Raw genomic sequence first — 24,476 nt, forward strand, 5'->3', positions numbered from 1 at the left:
TCATTGTTTTTAATCTCCTCTTGTTGAGTTGCGATCTATGCAATCGTTTGCATGATACCCGTATTCCCATTTCACAATACTAGGGAAAACACTAGCGATATGAAAACACGGCAACTTTCAAACATGTTGCTGATCATACACACTAGGGAAAGTCCTATATTTCGGTAATTTCTCGAGTAGAAGGACCCTCCACCAAGACAGTCAAACTCGCCAAGATCAAAAAACTTTATTTGCAATCGTTTTCAAAGATTTGCAAAATAGAAGCTATCCAAAGTGCGATCACCCCCTGTGACGCTTATGGATCATCATCTGCAACAATCGATTCACGGTTTTTGCAATCGTTTCAATGTTTTGGAGACCCTTGTATGAAGAAGCAAAAATTCGCCACTCCGACCAAAGTGGCAACCGCAGCTGCCTTGGCAGTATTCCAACTGAGTTTCGCCCAAGCTCAGAACAACAATGACACGCTCAAATTGGACGAAGTTGTTGTCACAGGCACCGCCACCGGCGCCAGCAAAATGAAGCAGTCAAGCTCCATCTCCACCGTCGCTTCTGAGCAGATCTTGCAAGGCCAACCTACCAACGCCTCGGACATCCTCCGCTCAATTCCCGGCATCCGCGCGGAATCCAGTGGCGGTGGTGGTAACGCCAACGTCACCGTACGTGGTTTACCCATCTCGGCTGGCGGCTCCCGCTATGTTCAATTCCAAGAAGATGGCTTGCCCGTCATGCTGTTTGGCGATGTGGCTTTTTCCACTCCAGACATGTTCCTCCGCGCCGACAACTCCGTTGAAAGCCTTGAAGTGGTTCGTGGCGGCTCCGCTTCGACCTTGGCGACCAACGCGCCCGGCGGCATTATCAACTTCATCAGCAAAACCGGTGATGAGCCTGGAGGAAGCATTGGCATCACAACGGGCTTGAATTACAACGAAAAGCGTCTTGACTTCGACTACAGCGGCAAGCTCAGCGACAAAACACGTTTCTTTGTGGGTGGCTACACCCACAATGGTGAAGGTCCTCGCAATGCCACTGGCAACAGCAAACAAGGCGGTCAAATCAAGGCCAACATCACCCAAGAATTGGACAACGGCTTTGTTCGTTTGAATTTCAAATCTTTGGATGACCAGAGCCCACTGTACATGCCGGTACCAGTTCGGATCAGCAATGGCAAAGTCAGCGAATTGCCAGGCATCGATCCCCGTGTTGCTAGCATGTATTCACCTTACTGGGTGAAGGATCGCACCCTGACAAAAGACAACACCTTCACCAACACCGATGTGAACGATGGTCTACGTGTCAAACAAAACTCCTTCGGTGTTGAAGCCGAATTGAAATTGGCCAACGGCTGGAAAATGAGCGAAAAGTTCCGGCACGCCAGCATGAGTGGACGTTTCATTGGCTTGTTCCCTGCTGACGATGTCGCCCCAGCCGCTGCAGGCACCACTTACGCCACAGGTCCCAACGCCGGCCAAAGCTACTCTGGCAATGCCTTCACCAACACCGTGTTCAACACCTCCATGGATGACATGGGCAGCACGACCAACGACATCAAGTTGAGCAAATCTTTCGCTCAAGCCGATGGCGCCAAAATCAACACGACATTTGGCTTATTCCTGAATGTTCAAAAAGTCGGGTTGACTTGGAACTTCAACCAATACTTGATGCAAGCCACTGACAAAAACCCAGCTTTGCTGGCCAATAGCAACACCAACAGCTACGGTGCCACGGCCTTGGGCTCTGCTGTGTGGGGTGGTTGCTGCACCCGTGCGATCGACGCCACATACAACACCACATCCCCATACGCCGTTCTGGGTTGGGAAAAAGGTCCATGGGCGCTGGACGGCAGTATCCGACAGGACAGTCAAGTGGCCACTGGTTCCTATAACCAAGCTGTTGACAACGAGTTCCTTCCAGGCAACGCCAAAACGATCAACTATAAAAAGAACAACACGTCTTACTCCTTTGGAGCCAACTACCAGCTGAACAAGGACATGGCTGTGTTTGCACGCGTCAGTGAAGGCGCCGCATTCAATGCTGATCGCATCATGTTTGGTTCAGCCGCTGTGCCCATGGCCGGTGGTGCTGGCGTTGTTCCGATCAACACCGTTCAGCAGTACGAAGGCGGTGTCAAAATGCGTCAAGGCAAATTGAGCACCTTCATCACCCTGTTCAAGGCCAAGACCGACGAAAGCAACTTCGACGCGACAACCCAAAAGAGCACAGCCAACAAGTACGATGCCTCCGGTATCGAACTCGAAGCCGGTTACAAGATGGGATCGTTCCGCATCAATGGCGGCGTCACTGTCACCGATGCCAAAATTGTCAGCAGCGGCCTGACCCCCAACCGTCAGGCCAAAGTGGTGTACCAGTTGAGTCCCACTTACTCGTCTGGCGCAGTCACTGTGGGCGCGGCCATCGTGGGCTCCTCCAGCGCCAAGGACGCACAAGGCACACCTTTTGAAGCCACTTTGCCTGCTTACACGGTCGTCAACGCTTTTGCCAATTACGCTATCAGCAAGGATTTGATCGCTTCTTTGGGTGTTTACAACCTGACCAACACGCTGGGCTACACCGAGATCAATGATGGTCGCATGGCCGCACGTTCCATCAACGGTCGTTCAGCCAAAGTAGGTTTGAAGTACCAGTTCTGATACCACTTCAATTTCAGCAAGGTTTAACAATTCAAAGACCACCTTCGGGTGGTCTTTTTTTTGAGGGGTCAATTTGCTGAGTGAAAAATTTGCAACAGAACCTCTCTGCTTTGAGCCATGGCTGATCCAGTCGAACAGATCAAATCCACAAACTCTTTCATCGGCTCCATTTCAAGATGCACTGTGAGTCATTGCACACCTCGTCAAACCTTGCTCCTGATCGAAGTTCAGTGCGCCGAAAAAAAACCAGTCATGCTTGACTGGCTTTCGAAATGCTTGAATGCCCGGATCACTTCAGCTCAAACAGCCACTCCGGTCCACCATCCTCTGCGCTAGCGATGATTCGACCTGACTTGTCCAACAAATCGACCTCGAGTCGGGCATAGGCCGTCTGATGACGCCAGCTGAGGGTCAACAAATGGGTTGCAGGCGCGGCACTTTCAAAAGTTCCAGCAAAGGCCAGGTGGGCATTGCGAAACCGCATCAAATCGATCAATCGCTGAACAACGGGCTTGTTCAGATCGCCCAACACCTCTTCGCGCGAATAGTAATGACGGTTGATGTCGCGACCCACTTGGGTTTTCGCCAACAACTCCATGTCATTTTCACCCGCGAGCAAGCCCACGTAATAAACCTGTGGAATGCCCGGCACAAAGAATTGAATCGCACGCGCTACCAGGTAGGCTGCCTCGTTGCGACCCAGTGCATCAAAGAAGGTGCAGTTGACTTGGTACAAATCCAGATTGGAGGCGGCAGCACCTGTGGCTTGACGGCTTTGGCCTTGTGAGTTGTGGTGCATGCGCTCCACCAACTCATCGAGTTCTTCCGGAGGCACCAAGCCGGGGTTGTTCACACGGTCCGCTGCATCTGCACCAATGTCGATGATACCGATGCCGTCATGCGTATCCAGCACTGTCACGGCATTGTTGGGCCGCTGAGCAAGCCAATTCATCAATGGACCACTGCGGCCAAACTCCAATGCGTGCAAAACAAGGGGAGGCAGAGCGAAGTCATAGACCCAATCCACCTGTTTGGCGATTTCCATCTGGCGTTTATAGTACGAGTGGATTTCCACCAGCACCTCAAGGCCCAGCTCTCGGCCACGCTGCGCGAAGGCTTTGATGAAATCAAAGGTTTCGGGCATCATGAAGCAGTTGGTGCCCGCTTTCTTGATGGCATAACCCACCGCATCCAAGCGAACCATGGTGACGCCGCTTTGCGAGAGTTTTTGCAAGATCGATTCCAGATAGGCCTGTCCTACTGGCGTTTGAACATCAATATCAATTTGCTGAGGTGTAAAAGTCGTCCAGAGCAAACGCCGCTCGCCGTTGGCCAGTGTCGTCACCGTAAAGGGCATGCCAGGGCGTGGACGGTACACCGCCAACAAATCCTTTTCCGTTGCACCATCCGGGAAAACCGCATCCATCGTCAAAAACAATCCGTCGTATTCCGAGGCGCTGCCCTTTTGCGAGTAGTCCAGAAACTGAGGAGATGCTGAAGACATGTGGTTGACGATCACATCGGCCATCACCGCGATGTTGTTTGACAGTTTTCTCACGTCATTCCAATCCCCCAGCCTGTCGTCCACACGCGTATGGTCAATGGGATCAAAACCAGCATCTGCGCCGTCTATTTTGTAAAAAAAGGGCAGCAAATGCACACCGCCAAATGCCCCATTTAATGGCCCGGCCAACAACTCTTGTAGTTCAGTCAATGTCTGGCCGCCAAAACGGTCCACATAGGTGATCAATTGGACTTCATTGCGCATGGTTTTTGTTTTCTACTTCTGGATTCAACGGAAACTTGTTTGACTTTTAGGCAGGCTTGGATGTATCGGACTCAGGCACCTTGACTCGCAATGTCGCCAAAGCTGCCAAGATCAGCAAGCAACCTGCCAGGATGAGAACATTTCGGGGATCCCCGCCCAACAAGGAGCGGTAAATCAGAGGCAATGTCAGACCCTGAATTAACATGGGAATCACAATGAACATGTTGAAGATGCCCATGTAGACGCCCGTTCGTTCAGCTGGAATGCTGCGGGCTAACATGACATAGGGGTTGCCCATGATGCTGGCCCATCCAAGGCCAATACCGATCATGGGAATGAACAGCAAAGCTTGGCTCTTAATTTGTGGAATGGCCATCATCCCCAGACCCGCCGCCACCAAGCACAGTGCGTGCATCTTCCCGGCGCCCCATTTGCGTGTGAATGGCACCATGGCCAGCGCCGCCACAAATGCCACTGCGTTGTAGAAGCCGCCAATTTGTCCATTGACCAATACTGCGTCCCTGAAACCCGTGCTGGTGGGGTCGGAGGTGTCGAACAAGTTCCTCGCAATGGCGTAGGTGACATATTGCCAGTAGCACATCATGGCGTACCACTGAAACAATTTCATCCAGACCAACTGACGCATGGCTTGGGGCATTTCTTTGAGGGCATCTACGATTTCGCGCAGCGTACTGAGCCAGCCTTGTTTTTTGGCCTTCATGGCCGCCATCGCTTCTTGCGAAACAGGCAATTCAGGAACTTTCCAGATGGACCATGCCATCGTTGACGCAGACAACAAGGCCCCAATAATGAAAGCGACTTGGGTGATTTGAGGAATGTGATTTCCACCCACCGCGTCTTTGTTCATGCCCATCCAGACCATGATGGACGGCGCCAAATAGGACAAGGTTTGCGCCAAGCCGGTGAATGCGCTTTGGGTCAAGTAACCCAAGGCATGTTGGTCCTTGGGCAGGCGATCACTCACATACGCCCGATAGGGCTCCATGGTGATGTTGTTGGCCGCGTCCAAAATCCAAAGCAAACTGGCCGCCATCCACAGCGCCGAGCTGTAGGGCATGACCAACAAACACAATGAGCACAGCATCGCCCCAATGAAAAAATAAGGCGTTCGTCGCCCCCAGCGTGAAGTGGTTCTGTCGCTCATGGCCCCCACAATGGGCTGAACCAATAAACCGGTGACAGGCCCCGCCAACGCCAGCAAGGGCAATGCCGCTTCATCTGCCCCCAAGTAGCTGTAGATCGGGCTCATATTGCTTTGCTGCAAACCAAAGCTGAACTGCAACCCCAGGAAACCAATGTTCATTTGGAGGATTTGCAAGATCGATAAGCGAGGGGGTGGGGCGCTCAAGGGTGTGGTCATAGGACTTGAATCAATGGTGTGCAAAGGCAGCACAGGGAATTAATCATGTCAATTTACTCCCTATTGCAATCGATTGCAATAGGGTTTAACCTGATAAATGCTCAGATGCTCATCAACGCCGTCTTGGCCTCAGCTGCTCTGCTGAACTTGACTGATTGTTCGGATGTTGGGGTTCGGGACCCAGGCCATGCGCACTCAACGGGCCAGAAGCCCCCATAAGCTGGCCAGTTCAACGGCCAACGCATCGCCTTGCACCGCTGCCAATTGCTGGCGAGCGGCATCCTTCTGGCCTGCTTTGATCAAGCTGATCGCATGATGCAAGCGCAACTCTGGTTCGCGTCGTACACCCCCCACGGCCAAGGCTTTGGCATAAGCCACATTGGCGGCTGCCCAGTTCAGCTGCGAGGCATACACATTCCCCACCCCAGCCCATGCGGTACTGTCTTGGGCCGATTGTTCAAACTGCGCAAAGCTGCGCTCGTCTTCCTGCACCTTTTTTTGTGCCTCGGTGCGCAACTTGTTGTGGGCGGCAACTTCTGCACCCTGCCCCAAAATGCCCACGTCAAACCCTTTGGCCATCACACGCAGGGCCTCGGCTGGCAGTCCAGCCTTCAGCGCCAACTGGGCCATCTCGGTGTAGTCGCCGGCCTCTTCCAGGTTGTCGGTTTGGTCTAACAATCGGTACAGGTCGAGCTCCAGGCGAGGATTCAGACTGACTTGCTGCGCCAAGCGCTGGATCACTTCGGCCCAATAAGCCTTGGATGGATAAGCCTCCAGAAGGCGCCGCAAGGTCGACTGATAGCCCGCATTGTCTTTGAGCTGTCGCTGGCTCACGGCCAGCAAGCGCAATTCCTGCTCGGGCGTTTTGAGGCCAGCCGCAACATCGAGACGCACTTTTTCCTGCATCTCGTTCACGACCTGCTTGTGATCACCCATGACCGCCAGGGTCTGAATCATCACCAAACGGACAACCGGCTTTGGCCCGCCTTCCTTGAGGTACTGACGAGCCGACTTGACCACCTTGGCGTGGTCTTTTTTCTGCTGTGCGGCAGAGATCAAGGATTCAAGCAGGGGCAAGCGATCCGCTGCAGTCACTTCAGGCGAACTCAGCAAGTGCTCCAAGGCCTCGATGGCCAGATTCCAGTTTTGGGCCTTAAGTGCAGCAACAGCTTGGGTGCGTAAAACCAGGGTTCGCTCTGCACTCGTCAACTCAGCCACGGCCAAAGCTTCTCGGATTCGACTGAGCGCCTGTTCGGCTTGGTTGTTCTTGAGAGCCTCTTGGGCAGCCACTAAGGGCTGGTGCAACTCCGCTCTCAGAGCAATAGAACCCGATGTTTGAGCTTGCACTGCAGCCACGGTAAAAAGCAATCCTATCTGGAATGCCAGTTGGTTAACCCAATTAGCTTTGTAAGATTTTTTTGATTGCATGAGTGGTCTCCTAGACTTGAATTGTCGCTATAAATTTCCAATACCTCGCAGCAAAGCTAGATTTGGTACCCAATATGAAACACAGAAAAAAGAATCGCACTCAGAGTTTACGCAAACTACAGCGCCGTACGACGCAAACCAAAAAGTCTGTAATTTTGATACAAATCAAGACGTGGAACATCAAAGAAGTGTGAAAAAACCACAAAAAATACCTCAAAAACCTTGATGGAACCCCAAAACGATTAAAAAAATGCGCGTCAAAGGGTTTTCACCAGTATGGCCAACATCTAGTTTTACTACAAAATTCAATTGTGCTTACCCATCCAAGGTATGTGCCCATTTTCAATTCTCCAAGGTTCAAACATGAAACAAACAATTCAACAACGTGGCTTCAGGGTCAACCCTGTTGCAGCAGGTTGCGCTGTGCTGCTTCTGGCAGCGAGCGCCGCACAAGCCCAACAAGCCTCAGACAATGTTGTCGTAACGGGCATTCGCGCGTCGATCGAAAGCGCAATTTCGACCAAGAAAAACGCCGAGGGCATTGTGGAAGCCATTTCCGCAGAAGATATCGGTAAATTGCCCGATACAACAGTAGCCGAATCGATATCGCGCTTGCCTGGTGTTGCTTCACAGCGCAGCAAATCCACAGGCCGGGCGCAATCGGTCAGTGTGCGTGGCATGTCCCCTGACTTCAATGGAGCCTTGCTCAACGGCAGGGAGCAAGCTTCTACCGGTGACAGCCGAGGTGTGGAATTCGACCAATTCCCAGCAGAACTCTTGAGTTCCATCGTGATCCACAAAACGCCCGATGGAGCCCTGGTCGGTCAAGGCTTGGCCTCGACCATTGACCTGCGCACCGTGCGCCCCCTGGATTTCAAAAAGCGCACCATGACCGCCACTTTGCGCAAGCAAACATCGGGCATCGACTCCGGTGCAGGTGAGGGTTCGGGTGATCGCCAGTCCTTCTCCTACATCGACCAATTTGCTGACCGCACCATTGGTGTGGCCTTGGGCTTCACCAAGTTGTCCGACAAAGGCGCAGAGCAACAAAAATTCAATACATGGGGCGGCTGGAATGTGGACACCCCACAAGGCAAGATCCCCGGTGGTTTCACCGCCGACACAGAGCAAAGTAGCTCCAAGCGCGAAGGCCTGATGGGCGTGTTGCAATTCAAGCCCAACAAAGATTTCGAATCGACCTTGGATGTTTTCCGCTCCACCGGCACATTCGCCTTGAAAAAGACGGGTCTGGAAGGCGCTTTCCTGGACAACTCCAACTACGACCCGACAGGCACCGTGACCAACGCCACAGTCGCGGACGGTTTTGTCACCAGTGGCACCGTGGACAAATACAAAGGCGTGATCCGCAACCACCTGGAGTCTGGCGACGACAAACTCAACTCATGGGGCTGGAACACCAAATTTAAGGCCGGTGACTGGAAATTGGCCGCCGACCTCGCCCAATCCAAAGTCACCCGGGAAAGCAGCCGCTATGAGACAACGGCCGGTTTGCCCGGTGATGCCAAAAATAACGGCACCGCCACCGACACCATGTCATGGTCGGGTTTCAATGGCACCAATTTGGCAGATGTGAAATTTGTCACCGGCCTGAACTATGCCGACCGCTCGGTCATGAAGTTGACCGACGTGAACGGCTGGAGTGGTGGCGCATCATCGCCTCAAGCCGGATATGTCGCGCTGCCTCTCGTAACCGACAAAGTGGACAACCTGCGCTTAAATGCCTACCGCAACCTGGACATGGGACATCTGATCGGCGCAGAAGTCGGGATCAATTTTGCCGACCGCAGCAAGGTCCGCAGCGTAGAAGAAGGTCGCTTGGTGATTAAAGGCGGCGACCCTTATGCGGGTGCAGATATCCCTGGCTCGGCCGTAGGCGTGGCAGGTACAACAGGTCTGGCAGTCGCATCATGGGACCCACGGGGCTCTTTAGACACGATTTACGACTTGGCTAAAAAAGTGGATGCCAACATCTTGAACAAAGGTTGGTCAGTGAACGAAAAAGTCACCACAACATACGTGAAAGGTGATCTTGATGGCCAACTTTTTGGTCTGAGTTATCGTGGCAACGTGGGTGCCCAAGTGGTCCAAACACGCCAAAGTTCTTCCGGCACCAGCGTGGATACCGCCACCTGCACAGGCAATACAGAGGCTACATGCCCCAGCAATACTGTTGGCTTTAGCAAGTCGTACACCGATGTGAATCCAAGCCTAAACCTGAACTTTGACGCCGGTAATGACCAAGTGGTGCGTGTGGGCGTTGCCAAAGTTTTGGCTCGACCAAACATGGGCGATATGCGTGCAAGCGGGGGCTTTAGCTTCGACAGCACCAAAGGTTATTACACCGGTGAAGCAGGCAACCCTAACCTCGAACCTTTCCGTGCCAAGTCCTATGACATCTCTTACGAGAAGTACTTTGGCAAAAAAGCCTACTTCAGCGTGGCGGGTTTTTACAAGGATCTGGACTCATACATCCTGAAGACTGCCCTCCCCTATGACTTCAAGGACTATGTCCCAGCAGGCTTGGGTAACCCCACACAAGGCACCATGACCCTGCCGATCAACGGACAAGGCGGCTCAATCCAAGGTATTGAATTGGCGGTCAATTTGCCATTCTCCATGTTGACGGAAAAGCTCGATGGTTTTGGCCTGCAAGCCAACGTCTCCAACACCCGCAGCAGCGTGAGCCTGCCCACCGCAGGTTTCAGCACCCAAGAAATTGGTGCTGAAAGCATCCCACTGCCAGGCCTGTCGAAGAACGTCACAAACTTGCGGGCGTACTACGAAAAAAGCGGTTTCCAGGTCTCTTTGGCCAGCCGCAAACGCTCTGACTTCCTCGGCGAGATCAGCGATTACCAAGACAACCGCCAGCTGACCTTCATCAAAGGCGAGAACGTGGTGGACGCCCAAATTGGCTATGAGTTCCAAACCGGACAACTCAAAGGCTTGTCTGTCTTGTTCCAAGGCATCAACCTGACCAACGCCGAATTCAAGCGCTACAGCGGCACGCCCGACAACATCGTTGAACGTGTCAAGTACGGCAAAACCTACCTCATGGGCCTGACCTACAAGTACTGATTAAACGTACTTTTCCCACCCCAGGACCATCCTGGGATTTAAGATGGAGGGGGCCTTTTGCCCCCTCTTTTTTATCGACAGAACATGCACAACCCCTTGATTCAAACCCTCGTGATTGTTGGCGGTGGCACCGCAGGGTGGATGACAGCCGCCGCCTTGTCCACCGTTTTGCGGGGGCGCTACAAAATTCGGCTTGTCGAATCCGAGGACATTGGCATCGTGGGCGTGGGTGAAGCCACCATCCCGATGATTCAACGCTTCAACACCATCGTGGGCATTGACGAGACCGAATTCATCCAAGCCACCCAAGGCTCTTTCAAGCTAGGTATTGAATTTGTCAACTGGGGCCAACAAGGTGACCGCTACATGCATGGCTTCGGCCCCATCGGGCAAGACCTGTGGACGGTCCGGTTCGACCAATATTGGCAGAAGATGAAGGCCCTGGGCAAAGCCCATGAACTGGGGGCTTACTCGATCACCCGCATGGCCGCCCAAGCCAACAAGTTCATGCCGCCACGGCATGACTTGGCCAACTCCCCCCTGAACGACATTGCCTACGCTTACCACTTTGATGCGAGTCTGTATGCGCAGTATTTGCGCAAAATTTCCGAGTCACGCGGCGTGCTGCGCACCGAGGGCAAGATCACCCAAGTCACCCAGAGAGAGCATGACGGCCACATCACGGCGGTCGTTTTGGAGAGCGGCGAGAAAATCGAAGGCGAGCTGTTCATCGATTGCTCGGGCTTTCGTGGCTTGCTGATTGAACAAACCTTAAAAACCGGTTACGAAGACTGGACACATTGGCTGCCCTGCGACAAAGCCATGGCTGTGCCATGCACCTCGGCGGCCAGCTTGACCCCCTATACGCGCTCAACCGCCCATCAGGCCGGTTGGCAGTGGCGCATCCCCTTGCAGCACCGCACCGGCAATGGCCATGTGTTTTGCAGCCAATACATCAGCGAGGACGAAGCAGCCTCGGTGTTGCTGGCCAACCTGGACAGCAAAGCGCTGGCAGACCCGCGCCTCATCCGGTTCACCACGGGGATGCGCAAACAAGCTTGGAACAAAAACGTGGTGGCCATTGGCCTGTCCAGTGGTTTTCTGGAACCGCTGGAATCGACCAGCATCCATTTGATTCAGAGCACCATTTCGCAACTGATCGAGTTCTTCCCCGATCAAGGGTTCAACCCCACAGACATCGCCGAATTCAACCGGCAAAGCCGTTTCCATTTTGAGCGCATCCGGGATTTCATCATCCTGCATTACCACCTCAACCAAAGAACGGATTCGGAGTTTTGGAAGGCCTGTGCCCACATGGCCATTCCAGAGACTTTGCAACACAAAATCGACCTGTTCAAAGCCACTGGCCGCGTGCTGCGCACCGATGGTGAGCTGTTCACCGAAGCGGGCTGGCTGCAAGTCATGGCGGGACAAAACCTGCACCCCCAGCAGCACCATCCGCTGGTGGACTTGCAATCCGAAGACAACATCCACGAATACTTGGAAAGCGTGCGCGAAGTCATTGCCAAATGTGTGGATGTGATGCCGGACCATGCAGACTTCATTGCCCAGCACTGCGCCGCCCCCAAAATCACCATGTGAAAGCCGCCGGGCACAAGCGGACACAGAGCCGCCGCCCATTTTTTCAACCAGGGAGGATCGATGTTCCACATCCAAAAATGGCGCCATCAAGCGCTATGTCTGGCAAGCGTTTGCTTGCCCCTTTGGGCCAATGCACAAACAGCCCCCAGTACACCCACACCCAGCCCGCGCTTGTCTGCCGAGGCTTTTTTCCAGCAGCCCCTGTTCAGCAATGCCGTGTTGTCGCCCGATGGGCAAAAAGTGGCGTTCAAACTGCGAGAGCCCCAAACACCGGCCAAGCTGGTGGTGCTGGACCTGGCCACCCAAAAACCCACGGTGGTGGCCGCTTTCGAGCAGGAGTCGGTGGGCTCGTTTGCCTGGGTCAACGAGCAACGCTTGGTGTTCAATCTGGCGGCCTGGCTCAAAACGGGTGAGCAACGCGACATCAATCCAGGCATGTTTGCGGTAGACGCCAATGGCGACCGCTACAGACAACTGGCTGAAACCCGTGGCAGCTGGGTGCAAAACAGCGACAACGCCGAACTGCAACCGCAGTGGACCCAGCTGCTGAGAACATCCTCCCGCCAAACCGGCGATGACATCTGGATCACGGTGACCGAGGCCTACGACCAAAAGGTCGGTGCGGATTACCGCAGGGTGCGCAAACTCAACACCGTCACCGGGCGCTGGAGCGAAGTCGATGCCCCTCAGCATGCGGCGCACTGGGTCTTTGACACACGAGATGAATTGCGTGCCGCCTCCGAAAATCGCAACGGCCAACTGAAAATGTGGCTGCGCGAACCCGGCCAGGCCTGGAAAACCGTGGCCACCCTGGACAGCCTGAAGCACACGCTCTACCCCGCCCACATGGACGCCCAAGGCACGCTCTACGTCAACAGCGACCAAGGGCAAAACACCGTGGGCCTCTACACCTGGAACTTTGAAACGAACAAGCCCAGCGACAAACCGGTGCTGCACAGCCAGGCATTTGACCTGGCCCCCCAACCCGTGGTGCGCGAAGGCCAAGTGCAAGGCTGGCGCTACACCGTCGATGCGCCCTTCACACAGTGGACAGACCCCGCCGCCAAAACCCTGCAAGACGCCATCGACAAAGCCCTGCCGCACACCGTGAATGTGCTGTCCACCGGGCTGCGCTCTACCTCGCCCCATGTACTGGTGCACACTTTTTCGGACCGCAATCCGGGCAGCACCCTGGTCTACAACCGCGACACGCAAAAGTTCATCCGCTTGGGTGATGTGCGCCCCGGCCTGCGCGGACAGGCCATGGCCGGTATGGATTTTGTGCACTACAAGGCCCGCGATGGGCTGAGCATCCCCGCCTGGCTGAGCCTGCCTGCGGGCAGCGCCAAAAAGAACCTGCCCTTGCTGGTGTTCGCCCATGGCGGCCCCTGGGTACGTGGGCAAAGTTGGGGCTGGGATGCCGAGGTGCAGTTTCTCGCCTCGCGCGGCTATGCGGTGTTGCAGCCGGAGTTTCGCGGCAGCACAGGCTATGGGCGCAAGCATTTTGAAGCCGGCTGGAAACAGTGGGGCCAGGCCATGCAAAATGACCTGGCCGATGGGGCCAGATGGGCCATCACACAAGGCATTGCCGACCCCCAACGCATTTGCATCATAGGGGCCAGTTACGGCGGTTACGCCACCCTCATGGGCCTGGTCAATGACCCGGATCTGTTTCGCTGCGGTATCAACTGGGTGGGCGTGACCGACCCACAATTGATGTACAGCGTGCGCTGGAGCGACACCACCGACCAAGCCAAAACCTATGGCCTGCCCCGCTTGATGGGTGACTCGGTCAAAGACGCCGACATGCTGCGCACGCATTCACCCTTGCAGCAGGCCGCCCGCATCAAAGCCCCTTTGCTCATGGCCTATGGCGGCAAAGATGAACGTGTGCCCTTGGTACATGGGGAAAAAATGCGCGACGCCCTCAAGCCCCACAACCCGCGTGTCGAATGGGTGGAATACCCCGATGAAGGGCACGGCTTTGTGGACCTCAAGGCACAGCTTGATTTTTGGCGGCGCGTGGAGAAGTTTTTAGCCACCCATTTGAACCCAGGCTCATGAAATCGGGCTCGCACTGGGGGCGTGGGTGAACTCGCTATACCGCGAGGATTTGCCCCACGCGAATGAGGTTGCCATCTGCGTCCACGATGGCAAACTCGCGCAGACCCCAAGCTTTGTCTTCCAGTTTGTCCAAGCGCGGTATACCCGCCGAAGGCAAACCCAGACGCAAGCACGCACTGTAGAAGTGATCGACCTCGGCCACACGAATGTAACAACCCGAAAAAGAATCACAAGGCCTCAACGAAGCATGTTTGAAAAAATGGATTTCAACACCCTGCCTTGTCATGATGGCGTAATCGCTGTTGAACCCATGGGGCCCACCTTCGAAGCCCAGACGCTTGTAAAAATTAACCGTATCTAAAATTGATCGACAAGGCAAAATCGGAATAGCAAGATCAATCGCGGACATGGCATGCCCTCCCTAGTTGTGAACACCTTGAAATCTTCCGAATTATGACTAAGCCAGCCGAGGCCCGCCCACTTAACCCTCTGCTTGGGCCTACGGCCTTAAAGCTCTCATTCATCCTGCCTTGGCTTCAAGCCAAAATTTACATCCTGCTCAGCCTTTGCCTGATGCAGGCAAGTCCCTCAGCCATGGCCTTGACACTACAACACATCGAGCCCCCCAACTGGTGGGCAGGCATGCAACACCAACAAGTTGAAGTCATGCTGCACGGGCACAACGTAGCCCAATGGGAGCCGTCTCTGAGCCATCGGGATGTACAACTTTTGGGCAGTCATCGCTCAGACAACCCGAATTACCTTTGGCTTCAACTGCACATCAAGCCTACAGCCCAGCCCGGCTGGCTTGAGTTCCATTTACGGCATGGCCAAGAAAACTTTATCCTCCAGTACGAACTACAAGCGCGCAAAAATGGCTCAGCCGAACGCGAAGGTTTCAGCAGCGCCGATGTGGTGCTGAACCTGATGCCTGACCGATTTGCCAAAGGGGCCCCCAGCAAGGACAAACTGACCGGATTCGATGAGCCAATCCACCGAGAATCCATGACAGGGCGGCATGGCGGGAACATAGCGGGCATCGTCACACACCTCAACCACATCGCGGGTATGGGTTACACCGCCATTTGGCCCACCCCGCTGGTTGAAAACAGGCAAGCAAAACACTCTTACCACGGCTATGCCGCAACAGACCTTTACCGAATTGACCCCCGCTTCGGCAGCAACGAGGACTACCGTCACATGGTTCAGGCGGCGCGTCAAAAGGGTCTCAAGGTGATCAAAGACATCGTGCCCAACCACATCGGAGACTACCACTGGTGGATGCGTGACCTGCCCGCCAAAGACTGGCTGAGCAACCACAACCAATACATCCAGACCAACCACGCCCGCACCACGGTTAGCGACCCCTATTCATCTTCCATAGACAGAGAGGGATTCATCAGCGGCTGGTTCACTCGCGCCATGCCCGACCTCAATTCACGCAACGCGCGTGTGGCCAATTATCTGATCCAAAACGCCATATGGTGGGCCGAGTACGCGGGCATCGCAGGTTTTCGGGTCGACACCTATGGCTACTCGGATGCATCATTCATAAACGAATGGGTGCACCGCATCCGGCAGGAATACCCCCAATTGGGCATCGTGGGCGAAGAGTGGACCGACAACCCGGCGGTGCAATCGTATTGGGCGCGTGGCCGCACGCAGGCCAATGGCTACCAATCCCACCTTCCCAGCGTGATGGATTTCGTGCTGCATGGCCAGCTGCTTAAGGCCTTGACCGAACCCGAATCGTGGAATACCGGATTCAGGCGTCTGTACGAGTCTCTGGCCAACGACCAACTTGTGGCGCACCCGCAGGACCTCATGCTGTTTGACGGCAACCACGACACGCCGCGCCTGTTCAGTGTGCTCAACGAAGACCCAGCACTGACACGCATGGCCCTGGCCTATGTGCTGACCATGAAGCGCACACCTCAGTTGTACTACGGCACCGAAGTGCTCATGACCAGCCCAAAGAAACACGACAACTTTGACGCGTTTCGCGCAGATTTTCCGGGCGGCTGGCCCGGCGACACGGTCAACGCGTTCACGGGCGAGGGGCTGACGACGCAGCAAAAAGAGCACCAACAATGGTTGCGTCAATTGCTCAACTGGCGAAAGACACAAAGCGTGATCCACCACGGCCAGCTGATGCACTTTGTGCCCGACAACGGCACTTATGTGCTGATACGCTACAAGCACAACACCCGTGTGGTGGTGGCCTTCAACAAGAATGTGCATGAGGCCACCTTGGACACCACCCGCTTTCGCGAGATCTTGCCCGTTCAAGTCCAGGCCAAGGATGTGATCACGGGCCAACCCCTGACTTGGGGACCCACGGTCACATTACCAGCCCGATCTGTTCGCATTTTCCAGATGGACACACCGCCATGAATTTATTTAAACGCGTCGGTCTTTGCTGGATCACCGCCCTGTTCATTTCACCATTGGTCCTGTCTCAAGAACTGCCCCAACCCGAGTTTGGGCGCATTGAGCGGCTGGCCAGTTTCCCGTCCCAACATGTCAATGCACGGCATGTGGACGTTTGGTTGCCCGCCAACTTTGAGGCCATCAAGGCTTCTGGCCAAAGGTTCCGTGTGATTTATATGCACGATGGGCAGATGCTGTTCGATGCCCGCACAACCTGGAATAAACAAGCTTGGCATGTGGACCGCAGCATCACCCGTTTGATGAACAGCGGACAAATCACCCCCACTTTAGTGGTGGGGGTGTGGAACAACGACAAATTTCGCCACAGCGAATACTTTCCACAAAAGTTCCTGCAGCACATGTTGCCCGAATCTCGTGCGCAGTTGGTTCAAAAAGGCCTCCAAGGCAAACCGCAATCCGACGCCTACCTGCGCTTTCTTGTGCAAGAGCTCAAACCAGCAATCGATGCCCGCTACCCCACAAACACCGATGCTTCCCACACGGCCATCATGGGTTCAAGCATGGGTGGGTTGATTTCGGTGTACGCTATGAACGAGTACCCACAGGTTTTTGGTGCTGCAGCTGGCCTTTCAACCCACTGGATTGGTGGCCACAGCCCCAACGCACACATGCCGCTGGCGGCCTATATTTACCTGCGCGATCAACTGGCCGATCCGCGCACCCACAAGCTTTACCAAGACCACGGCACCACCGAACTTGATGCCCTGTACGCCCCCTACCAAGTGTTTGTTGACCAACTGGCTCGCGACCGGGGTTACACCGATCAAGGGGTAAACCCCAACTTCATGACCCGCGTGTTTGTTGGCACTGGGCACAACGAACGTGCTTGGGCGGATCGGCTGGAAATTCCGCTGTTGTTTCTGCTGGGCAAATGACAAGCACCGACCTCAGGTCTGAACGATCGACCAGGACCAGCCCGCCAGCTTTTCTCCTTCGGGCAAGGGCTGAGCCTGCCCCGTCAGGTTCACCGTCACCTGAATGCTGCGACCTTCGCTGACACGCTGAAAACGAAACACGCCGGTATGGCCCGTCTCCATGATCTCGACAGAGCCACCGAGGGCCCCATTGCGCAAGGCGGGGTGAGATTTTTTCAAGTGCAGCAAGCCCGCATAAAAATCGGCATGTGCATCCGTGCCCCAGTCGATCTCATCTTTCTCGAAAAACGCCAACTGTTGATTCAAGCCCGACTCCTGGCCGCTGTAGACCAGCGGCATACCGGGCAAAGTGGCGGCCAGCACGGCCATGGCGCGGAAGGCTGCGCCGTAATGCGCCCCATCGTGGCCGTGCCATGAATTGGTGTCGTGGTTGGCGGTGAAGGTCATGCGGTAGGCGTCTGCTGGATACAGCTTCTCGGGCTGCTCCAGATACGTGCGAAGGTCGCGGGCATCGCCTTCGCCCCGGGCGATTTTTTTGAGCACCTCGTGAAGCGACCAGTCATAGGTCATGTCGAACGCCTTGGCGTGCAAGCCCGGATCGGCCCACTCGGCCAACATGAACACGGGTTTGATCTGTTCCATCTGCGTGCGCGCCTGCTCCCAAAAGAGCGTGGGCAGCAAACCCGCCACGTCGCAGCGAAAGCCATCCACATCGGCCTCGCGCAGCCAGTACAGCATGGCCTCGGTCATGGCTGGCCACAGCGCAGGCTGCTGGTAGTCGAGGCCACAGACATCGGACCAGTCTTCGATCTCGGTGCCGTTGTCGTAGAGGTAGCTGTGGATTTCGCCCTGGTCGTTCTTCAGGTACCACTCGGGGTGCTGTTGTGTCCACACATGGTCCCAAGCGGTGTGGTTGGCCACCCAGTCCAGGATGACCTTCATGCCCAACGCATGGGCCTGCTGCACCAGGGCGCAAAAGTCGGCCATCGTGCCGAACTCGGGGTTGACCGCCGTGTAATCGCGGATGGCGTAGTAACTGCCCAGACAGCCCTTGCGCTTGAGCTGGCCAATCGGCTGAATGGGCATGAACCACAAGATGCTCACCCCCATTTTTTGCAGGCGCGGCAAGTGCTTGGCCATCGCGTTCAGCGTGCCTTGCGGGGTGTATTGACGGACATTGACTTCGTAGATGTTGGCGTGGCGTGACCAGTCGACATGGGGAAAGAGGCTCATGAAAAAAGTGCTCTAAAAGTGACAAGAAGTGGGGTCTGCGCAGTGACAGCGGCGTTCAGGGCGTGCCCCAAACCCAGCCGCCCACGGGCGGCACGGTCAGCGTCATGCGCTGGCCTTGCACAGCCACCGCGCCCGAACCCCACCACAGCGCACCAGACTTGCCGCGCAAAGCGGGGGGCACATCCATCGTCACGGTCTGGGCTTGCGCGCTGTTGTTGTAGGCCATAAGGGCCACTTGCTTGCCGTGTTGGCGCGCCAGCACCACCACATGGGGAGTGCTCAGCAGCGGGGCCAGCAACACGCCCCGGCGCAACACGGCCCGCTTCTGGCGCAGTTGCAGCAAGGCCTTGAAGTCGCTGCGCAAGGCCAAGTCCGGCTGTCCGCCCTGATCAGCCCAGGGGTACGGCATGCGGTTGTACGGGTCATCCCCCCCGCTCAGCCCCACTTCGTCGCCGTAATAGACCGTGGGCGAGCCGGGCAGTGTCATTTGCACCAAGGTGGCCAAACGCAGTTTTTGCTTGGCCTGCTGCAGGGCTTCGGGCGCAGCGCCGATGGGGCCGCCCAGCACATGCAAGGCACGCGCCTGGTCGTGGCTTGACAACAAATTCATCAAGGCATGGAAGGCCTGCGGGGGATAGGCCTCGCGCAAGTGCTCCAGGTTGGCCACCCATTTGCGGGCATCACTGCCATTGGCAAAGTCCAGCAGCGCATTGCGCAGCACGTAGTTCATGGTCGAGTCAAAGGTGTCGCCCAAAAAATACTTGGATGCATCAAACCAGGTCTCGGCAATGGTGATGGCGTCTGGCCGGGTTTGCTTGACAGCTTGACGCCATTCGCGCCAGAAGTCATCGGGCACCCAAGGGGCCACGTCCATGCGCCAGCCTGCCGCGCCTTGGCGTAACCAGCTGCGGGTCACCGAGTCCTTGTCGCCATACGCAAACTTGCGCCAGCTGGGTGAGGCTTTGTCGAGTTCGGGCAAATCGCTCACCCCCACCCAGCCTTTGAATTGCTTGTCGGGCTCGGCCTGTGAAGCATCCAAGGTGAACCAGCGGGCATAGGGCGAATCGGCCTGGATGCGGCCGTTGGCAAATGCGCCTTGGTCCTGTGTGCTGTAGTTGCCAAAGCGGTCAAAGTAGCGCGAGTCGGCCCCCACATGGTTGAGCGATGCGTCGGGGATGATGCGGATGCCCCGCTTGGCCGCCTCTTGGGTCAGGCGCGTGAAGTCGGCATTGGTGCCAAAAGACGGGTCGATCTGGTGGTAGTCTGCCGTGTCGTATTTGTGGTTGCTGGCGGCTTTGAACACCGGCGTCATGTAAATGGCGTTGGCCCCCAGGTCGCGGATGTCGTCGAGCTTGGCGATGATGCCTTGCAGATCGCCCCCAAAAAAGTCGTTGTTGTAATGCGCGTCCGAGCCATCACCTGTGCCGGGTTTGAAGGGCTGCGCGTTCCAGCGGCCATGCACCTCGATGCCATGGTTCTGGTACTTGCGCTCACCGACTTTCGGGTCGTTGGCCGGGTTGCCGTTGCGAAAGCGTTCGGGAAAGATGTAGTAATACACAACGTCCTGTGCCCAAGCGGGTACTTTGAAGGCCGGGTCGTGCACCGTGATGCGAAAGCGCCGCACACGCCGATCTTGTGCAATGGGCAAGCTCACCTGGCCCAGCCCACCACTGCCTTTTTCTTGGGTCCAGTAAATCGGCTCGGCGTTGTTCTGATAGACGTACTTCACACCACCGATCAGGACTTCGAACCAGTAGCCGTAAATGGCTTTGTCTTTGAATCGGTAACGGGCCTTGAACAACTCATGCGCACCCGCTGACGTGCGCTGCATGTTGATGCGTGTCAGGTTGCGGTAGTCCAGCACCTCTTGGTTACCTTCGAGGCGGCGCACATCGAGCACCAACGTGGCCTGCTGCACACCGGGCAAGGCTTTGAGCGCCCAGTGCACGGTCTGGTTTTGTGGCACCGCGCCAAAAGGACGGCGGTAAGCCAGGTCCCGCGAGTCGTGGTGCAGGCTGAGCGCCACCGGGTCGGTCACCGGCTGCTGGCGGGGGTCCACAAAATGCGGGGCCTGTACCTGCAGCTGCGCAGTCGCCCCCTGCCAAGTCAAACGCAAAGTGTGCGCGCCCGCAAAGCTGTGTTTGGCCCCCGGCACACCCGGCTTGTCGGGGGCCATGAGCAGCACCTCCTTGGCTGCACCCGACACCGCCATGGACCAGCTGCGCCCCGCGCTCCACTGCGCATCGGCCAGTTTGAATTCGTGCTCGCCCTGCAAGTTCACATTGAGGTAGTAGGCGTTGCAGTCCCAAAAAAACTCAAAGTCGTCTTGCGCCGTCCAGCCGTTCATGCTGCCACGCAAATACAGGGGCGGCATGCCCGCTGGTGCGGCGCTGCAGGTGGTGTTGCTGCCTTGGGCCAGGTTATCGGGCACGGCCGTTTGCGCCAAAGCACTGTGCACACAGGCTGCCGCCATCAGGGCCGCCAGGCCCACTCGATCAGACCACATCGTCATTTCTCCAAAGCAAACACATGCACCGACTGGGCAGGCACGGTGATTTGACCCATGCGCAGCTGCTGCACACGCCCCGCAGGGTACAAAGGCCGCAGCTTGGCGTTGGCTGCTACACCTTCGATGGTCAGGGAGGCCGCTTGCTCGCCATAGTTGATGAGCACCAGGCTGTGCTCATGCCCAAAGCGGCGTTGGTAAGCCATGAGCGGGCCTTGTGCCTGTGCAAACTCGTAGCTGCCGCGTGCAATCGACACCCGGCTGTTGCGCAGCGCCAGCATGTCACGGTAAAAAAACCCGATCGAATGGGGGCTTTGCATCTGCCCCAAGACATGGTGTGTGGCCAGGTTGCTGGCCAGTGCCCGGTAGGGCTGGCCCGTGGTGAAACCCGCGTTTTTCGGGTCGGGTGTCCAGCTCAATGGTCCTCGAATTTTAGGGTCATCACTGAGGCCCTTGACCCCGCCCATGCCAATGTGCTCACCGTAATAAATGAAAGGCGTGCCCGGCAACAAAAGGTAGGTGGCGGCCGCCAATTTGTAGTGGATCTCGTTGCCGCCCACCTGATCCCACAGGCGCTGACCGGCGAACTGATCATGGTTGGACACGAAGGTGGCCAGGGTGTGTGGTGCCTTCACAAAGTACTGCACCACCTCTTGAATGGCTTTGGCATCCCCTTTGGCGGCCGGGACGATTTTGTTCTCCAGTCCAAACGCAAACGAGCCGCCACAGACCTCTGGGTTGGCATAGGCGCGGGGCTGAGCCGTTGCTTCACACACCACATAACGGCCCGGGTAGGATTGAATCAGGCGCGTCAAATCGCCCGTCAACTGTCGGCTCTCGGGCTGGTCGTTCCAGTCCTTGGCGTTGTTTTCGATCAAGTGGGGCACCGCGTCCAGGCGCATGCCGTCCAGCCCCCGGTTGAGCCAAAAGCGCAGGCTGTCCTGGTGGTAGGCCACCACCTGAGGATGGCGAAGATTGAAGTCGGGCATGGGTGCGCCAAAGGTGGCCAAATAACTGCCCTTGTGGGTTTGAATCCAAGGATCGCGCCCCCAGATGTCCCAGCCTTGGGGGTGTTCCTGCCGCCACTCGTACCAAGCGCGGTAAGGCCCTTGGGGCTCACGCTGGCTCTGTACAAACAATGGGTGTGTGTCTGCGCTGTGGTTCACCACATAGTCCATGATCACCCCGATGCCCCGCGCATGGGCTTCGCGGATCAGTTCATCAAAATCGGCCAAAGTACCGTAGGCCGGTTCGATGTCGCGGTAATCGGTGGTGGCGTAACCATGGTCCCCGTCAGCGCTGCGCGTGATGGGCATCAGCCAGATGCCCCGGATGCCCAGCTTTTGTAAGTGGTCCAAGGACTGCGTCAAACCGCGCAAGTCACCAACACCATCGCCATTGCTGTCGCGCCAGCTGCGCACAAAAATTTCCATGAACGCACCATGCTGCCAGCCCTCGGGCAAGCCACTGGGCCGCAGTTGTGCGGGCACAGGGCTCAGGTCCACCGGCGCTTGGGCCTGCACAGCGCCAGACAGCGCCAGCATCCAGGCGGCACAGGCCTTTCGGACCAAATGATTTGAAAACAATAAAAGCATGACTTATTGTGCTCAGTGGTGAAGTCGGTACACGGTGACCGATTGGGGTGGCAGGCTCAGGGTGGCTGTGCCATCCAGACCGGCCACCATCTCAGGCGCTGACGGGTACTCAGCGACCCACCGGGTCGCGGCACCCAGCGAATTCAGAGTGACGGGCTGCGCCATCAGCCCGTAGTTGTAAAGCACCAGGGTGCGCTCGCTGCCCCAGTGGCGCTGAAAACCCATGAGCGTCCCCTGCGCCCAAGCCGCGCTGTAGTCGCCCCGCGCCAAAGAAGGCAAGCGTTGACGCAGGCCGATCAGGGTTTTGTAAAAACTGTGCAAACTGCCCTCGACCCCGTGTTGGGCTTGCACATGGTTGACCGCAATGTTGGCCGACGCGGCGCGAAACGGCACGCCCGATGTGAAGCCGCTGACCTGCCCCGTCCAGCTCATGGGCGTGCGCAAGGCCCAGTCCCCAGACAGGCCCGAGCCATTGGCCATGCCGATTTCTTCGCCGTAATAAATGAAGGGCGTGCCCGGCAAGAGCAGATAACTGGCAGCGGCCAGCTTGTACTGCGCCAAGTTGCCCGACAACTGGTTCCACACGCGCTCACCCGCAAAGCTGTCGTGATTGGCCAAAAACGTGGCCATGCCGGGCGGTGCCGTGAGAAAGTACTGGTTGAGCGAGGCGATGGCCGCGCTGTCCCCCCGAACTGCACGCAGGATGTGGTCCTTGAGGTCAAAAGCAAAGGCGCGGCCACACGAGGCCGTGGCCGCAAAAGCCTGGGGGGCCGCAGGCGCTTCACACACCATGAAACGCTTGTCGTAACTGTTCAACAGCGCCTGAACCTGCCCCATGATGCGGTGGTTCTCGGGTTGACTCTCCCAGGCCGTGGGGCCGTTTTCGACCAAATTGCCCACCGCATCAAAACGGAACCCGTCCACCCCCAGGTTCAACCAAAAGCGCAGATTGTCATGGTGAAAGGTCGTGACCTGCTCGTTTTTCCAGTTGAAGTCGGGCATGCCGGACCAAAAGGGTGCGTAGTAAACACCGTTGCCGCTGCTGTACCAAGGATTTTGACCCCACACACGCCAGCCCGAAGGTGCCGTGTCCTGCCAGACAAAATAGGGGCGCTGCGGGTTGCGTTTGGCCGAGGCGGCATTCAAAAACAAGGGATGCTGGCTGCTGGCATGGTTGATCACATGGTCCAAGATCACCCCCATGCCACGCTGGTGGGCTTGCGTCAGCAGTTGGCTCATGTCGGCCAAGCTGCCGTAATCGGTGTCAATGCTGCGGTAATGCGTGACCGCATAACCGTGGTCGTGATCTTCGCTCTGGGTCACGGGCATCAGCCACAGACCCTGAACACCCAAATCTTGCAAATAGTCCAGCTGCGAGATCAAGCCCTTGAGGTCGCCTTTACCGTCGCCATCGCTGTCTTTGTAGCCCCGCACATAAATTTGCATGAAGGCACCGTTCATCCAGCCATCGGGCAGCGAGCTGGCCCCCCCTTGGGCCTGCACAGCGCCCAAATCGGGGACCGCCAAATTGCGGCCTGTGCCCGACTCCAGGTTCACAGACGCACTTGGCACCACCCCACCCCCACCACCACAGGCCGCCAACAGCACAACGAGGACCACAAACCCAAGCCCTTTCAGGCTGAATGCGCGAAGTGTTTTTGTCATGGGATATCTCAAATCAACAGGCCGCCGAAATGTAGGAAAGTTACAGATTTTCCCCGCTACAGCCCCATCACTGCTAAGTAATTACCCTAAATAGATGTCAAAAAGCCTGACTTTATGTAGTTTTATTACGATAATCAACTTGTCTGTGACCCACTTCCTTT

Annotated in this window: 14 protein-coding genes; 6 read left to right on the top strand and 8 right to left on the bottom strand. The window is 56.4% G+C overall.

All coding sequences use genetic code 11. The features are described from left to right. Positions 1–365 precede the first annotated feature (365 nt). The gene (locus B9Z50_RS16710) at positions 366–2,651 is read left to right on the top strand and encodes a TonB-dependent siderophore receptor (protein WP_108365894.1); all 2,286 of its coding nucleotides are present in this window, start codon (positions 366–368) and stop codon (positions 2,649–2,651) included. A gap of 289 nt (positions 2,652–2,940) precedes the next feature. On the opposite strand, the gene gtfA is transcribed toward B9Z50_RS16710, so the two are convergent. From gtfA to B9Z50_RS16725, 3 genes are all read right to left on the bottom strand, one after another. Then, entirely contained in the window at positions 2,941–4,419 is a 1,479-nt protein-coding gene (gene gtfA / locus B9Z50_RS16715; RefSeq protein WP_108365895.1) for a sucrose phosphorylase, read from the bottom strand. A 46-nt stretch (positions 4,420–4,465) separates the two neighbouring features. Continuing rightward, positions 4,466–5,743 (bottom strand): MFS transporter, encoded by a 1,278-nt coding sequence (locus tag B9Z50_RS16720; protein WP_233249920.1) that lies wholly within the window; start codon positions 5,741–5,743, stop codon positions 4,466–4,468. 252 nt (positions 5,744–5,995) lie between these two features. Then, positions 5,996–7,105, bottom strand: a complete 1,110-nt coding sequence (locus tag B9Z50_RS16725; protein ID WP_108365897.1) for a lipopolysaccharide assembly protein LapB — start codon at positions 7,103–7,105, stop codon at positions 5,996–5,998. A 486-nt stretch (positions 7,106–7,591) separates the two neighbouring features. Here B9Z50_RS16725 and B9Z50_RS16730 point away from each other — a divergent pair, with 486 nt between their 5' ends. The 3 genes from B9Z50_RS16730 (at position 7,592) to B9Z50_RS16740 (ending at position 13,990) form a co-directional block, all read left to right on the top strand. Continuing rightward, the gene (locus B9Z50_RS16730) at positions 7,592–10,324 is read left to right on the top strand and encodes a TonB-dependent receptor (RefSeq protein WP_108365898.1); all 2,733 of its coding nucleotides are present in this window, start codon (positions 7,592–7,594) and stop codon (positions 10,322–10,324) included. 84 nt (positions 10,325–10,408) lie between these two features. After that, positions 10,409–11,926 (top strand): tryptophan halogenase family protein, encoded by a 1,518-nt coding sequence (locus B9Z50_RS16735; protein WP_108365899.1) that lies wholly within the window; start codon positions 10,409–10,411, stop codon positions 11,924–11,926. Between the two features lie 114 nt (positions 11,927–12,040). Then, positions 12,041–13,990 carry a S9 family peptidase gene (locus B9Z50_RS16740; protein WP_158270701.1) on the top strand — a complete coding sequence of 650 codons (1,950 nt, stop codon included), beginning with the start codon at positions 12,041–12,043 and terminating at the stop codon, positions 13,988–13,990. Positions 13,991–14,024: 34 nt separating this feature from the next. On the opposite strand, the gene B9Z50_RS16745 is transcribed toward B9Z50_RS16740, so the two are convergent. Beyond that, on the bottom strand, positions 14,025–14,399 hold the full coding sequence (locus B9Z50_RS16745; RefSeq protein ID WP_108365901.1) for a VOC family protein: 375 nt from the start codon (positions 14,397–14,399) through the stop codon (positions 14,025–14,027). A 185-nt stretch (positions 14,400–14,584) separates the two neighbouring features. Here B9Z50_RS16745 and B9Z50_RS16750 point away from each other — a divergent pair, with 185 nt between their 5' ends. Continuing rightward, complete coding sequence (locus tag B9Z50_RS16750; RefSeq protein ID WP_199221783.1) at positions 14,585–16,384, top strand: glycoside hydrolase family 13 protein; 1,800 nt, start codon at positions 14,585–14,587, stop codon at positions 16,382–16,384. After that, on the top strand, positions 16,381–17,316 hold the full coding sequence (locus B9Z50_RS16755; protein WP_108365903.1) for an alpha/beta hydrolase: 936 nt from the start codon (positions 16,381–16,383) through the stop codon (positions 17,314–17,316). Before B9Z50_RS16750 ends, B9Z50_RS16755 begins: the two co-directional genes overlap by 4 nt. A 12-nt stretch (positions 17,317–17,328) precedes the next feature. On the opposite strand, the gene B9Z50_RS16760 is transcribed toward B9Z50_RS16755, so the two are convergent. Genes B9Z50_RS16760 through B9Z50_RS16775 form a run of 4 tightly spaced genes read right to left on the bottom strand, consistent with a single transcriptional unit; the run spans position 17,329 to position 24,315 of the window. Continuing rightward, complete coding sequence (locus B9Z50_RS16760; protein WP_108365904.1) at positions 17,329–18,549, bottom strand: alpha-amylase family glycosyl hydrolase; 1,221 nt, start codon at positions 18,547–18,549, stop codon at positions 17,329–17,331. Positions 18,550–18,604: 55 nt separating this feature from the next. After that, the gene (locus tag B9Z50_RS16765; RefSeq protein ID WP_158270702.1) at positions 18,605–21,055 is read right to left on the bottom strand and encodes an alpha-amylase family glycosyl hydrolase; all 2,451 of its coding nucleotides are present in this window, start codon (positions 21,053–21,055) and stop codon (positions 18,605–18,607) included. A 2-nt stretch (positions 21,056–21,057) separates the two neighbouring features. Then, complete coding sequence (locus B9Z50_RS16770) at positions 21,058–22,650, bottom strand: alpha-amylase family glycosyl hydrolase (protein ID WP_108365906.1); 1,593 nt, start codon at positions 22,648–22,650, stop codon at positions 21,058–21,060. A gap of 12 nt (positions 22,651–22,662) precedes the next feature. Further along, positions 22,663–24,315, bottom strand: a complete 1,653-nt coding sequence (locus B9Z50_RS16775) for an alpha-amylase family glycosyl hydrolase (protein ID WP_108365907.1) — start codon at positions 24,313–24,315, stop codon at positions 22,663–22,665. Positions 24,316–24,476 lie beyond the last annotated feature (161 nt).

The organism is Limnohabitans sp. Bal53 (assembly GCF_003063355.1).
Taxonomy (GTDB): domain Bacteria; phylum Pseudomonadota; class Gammaproteobacteria; order Burkholderiales; family Burkholderiaceae_C; genus Limnohabitans_A.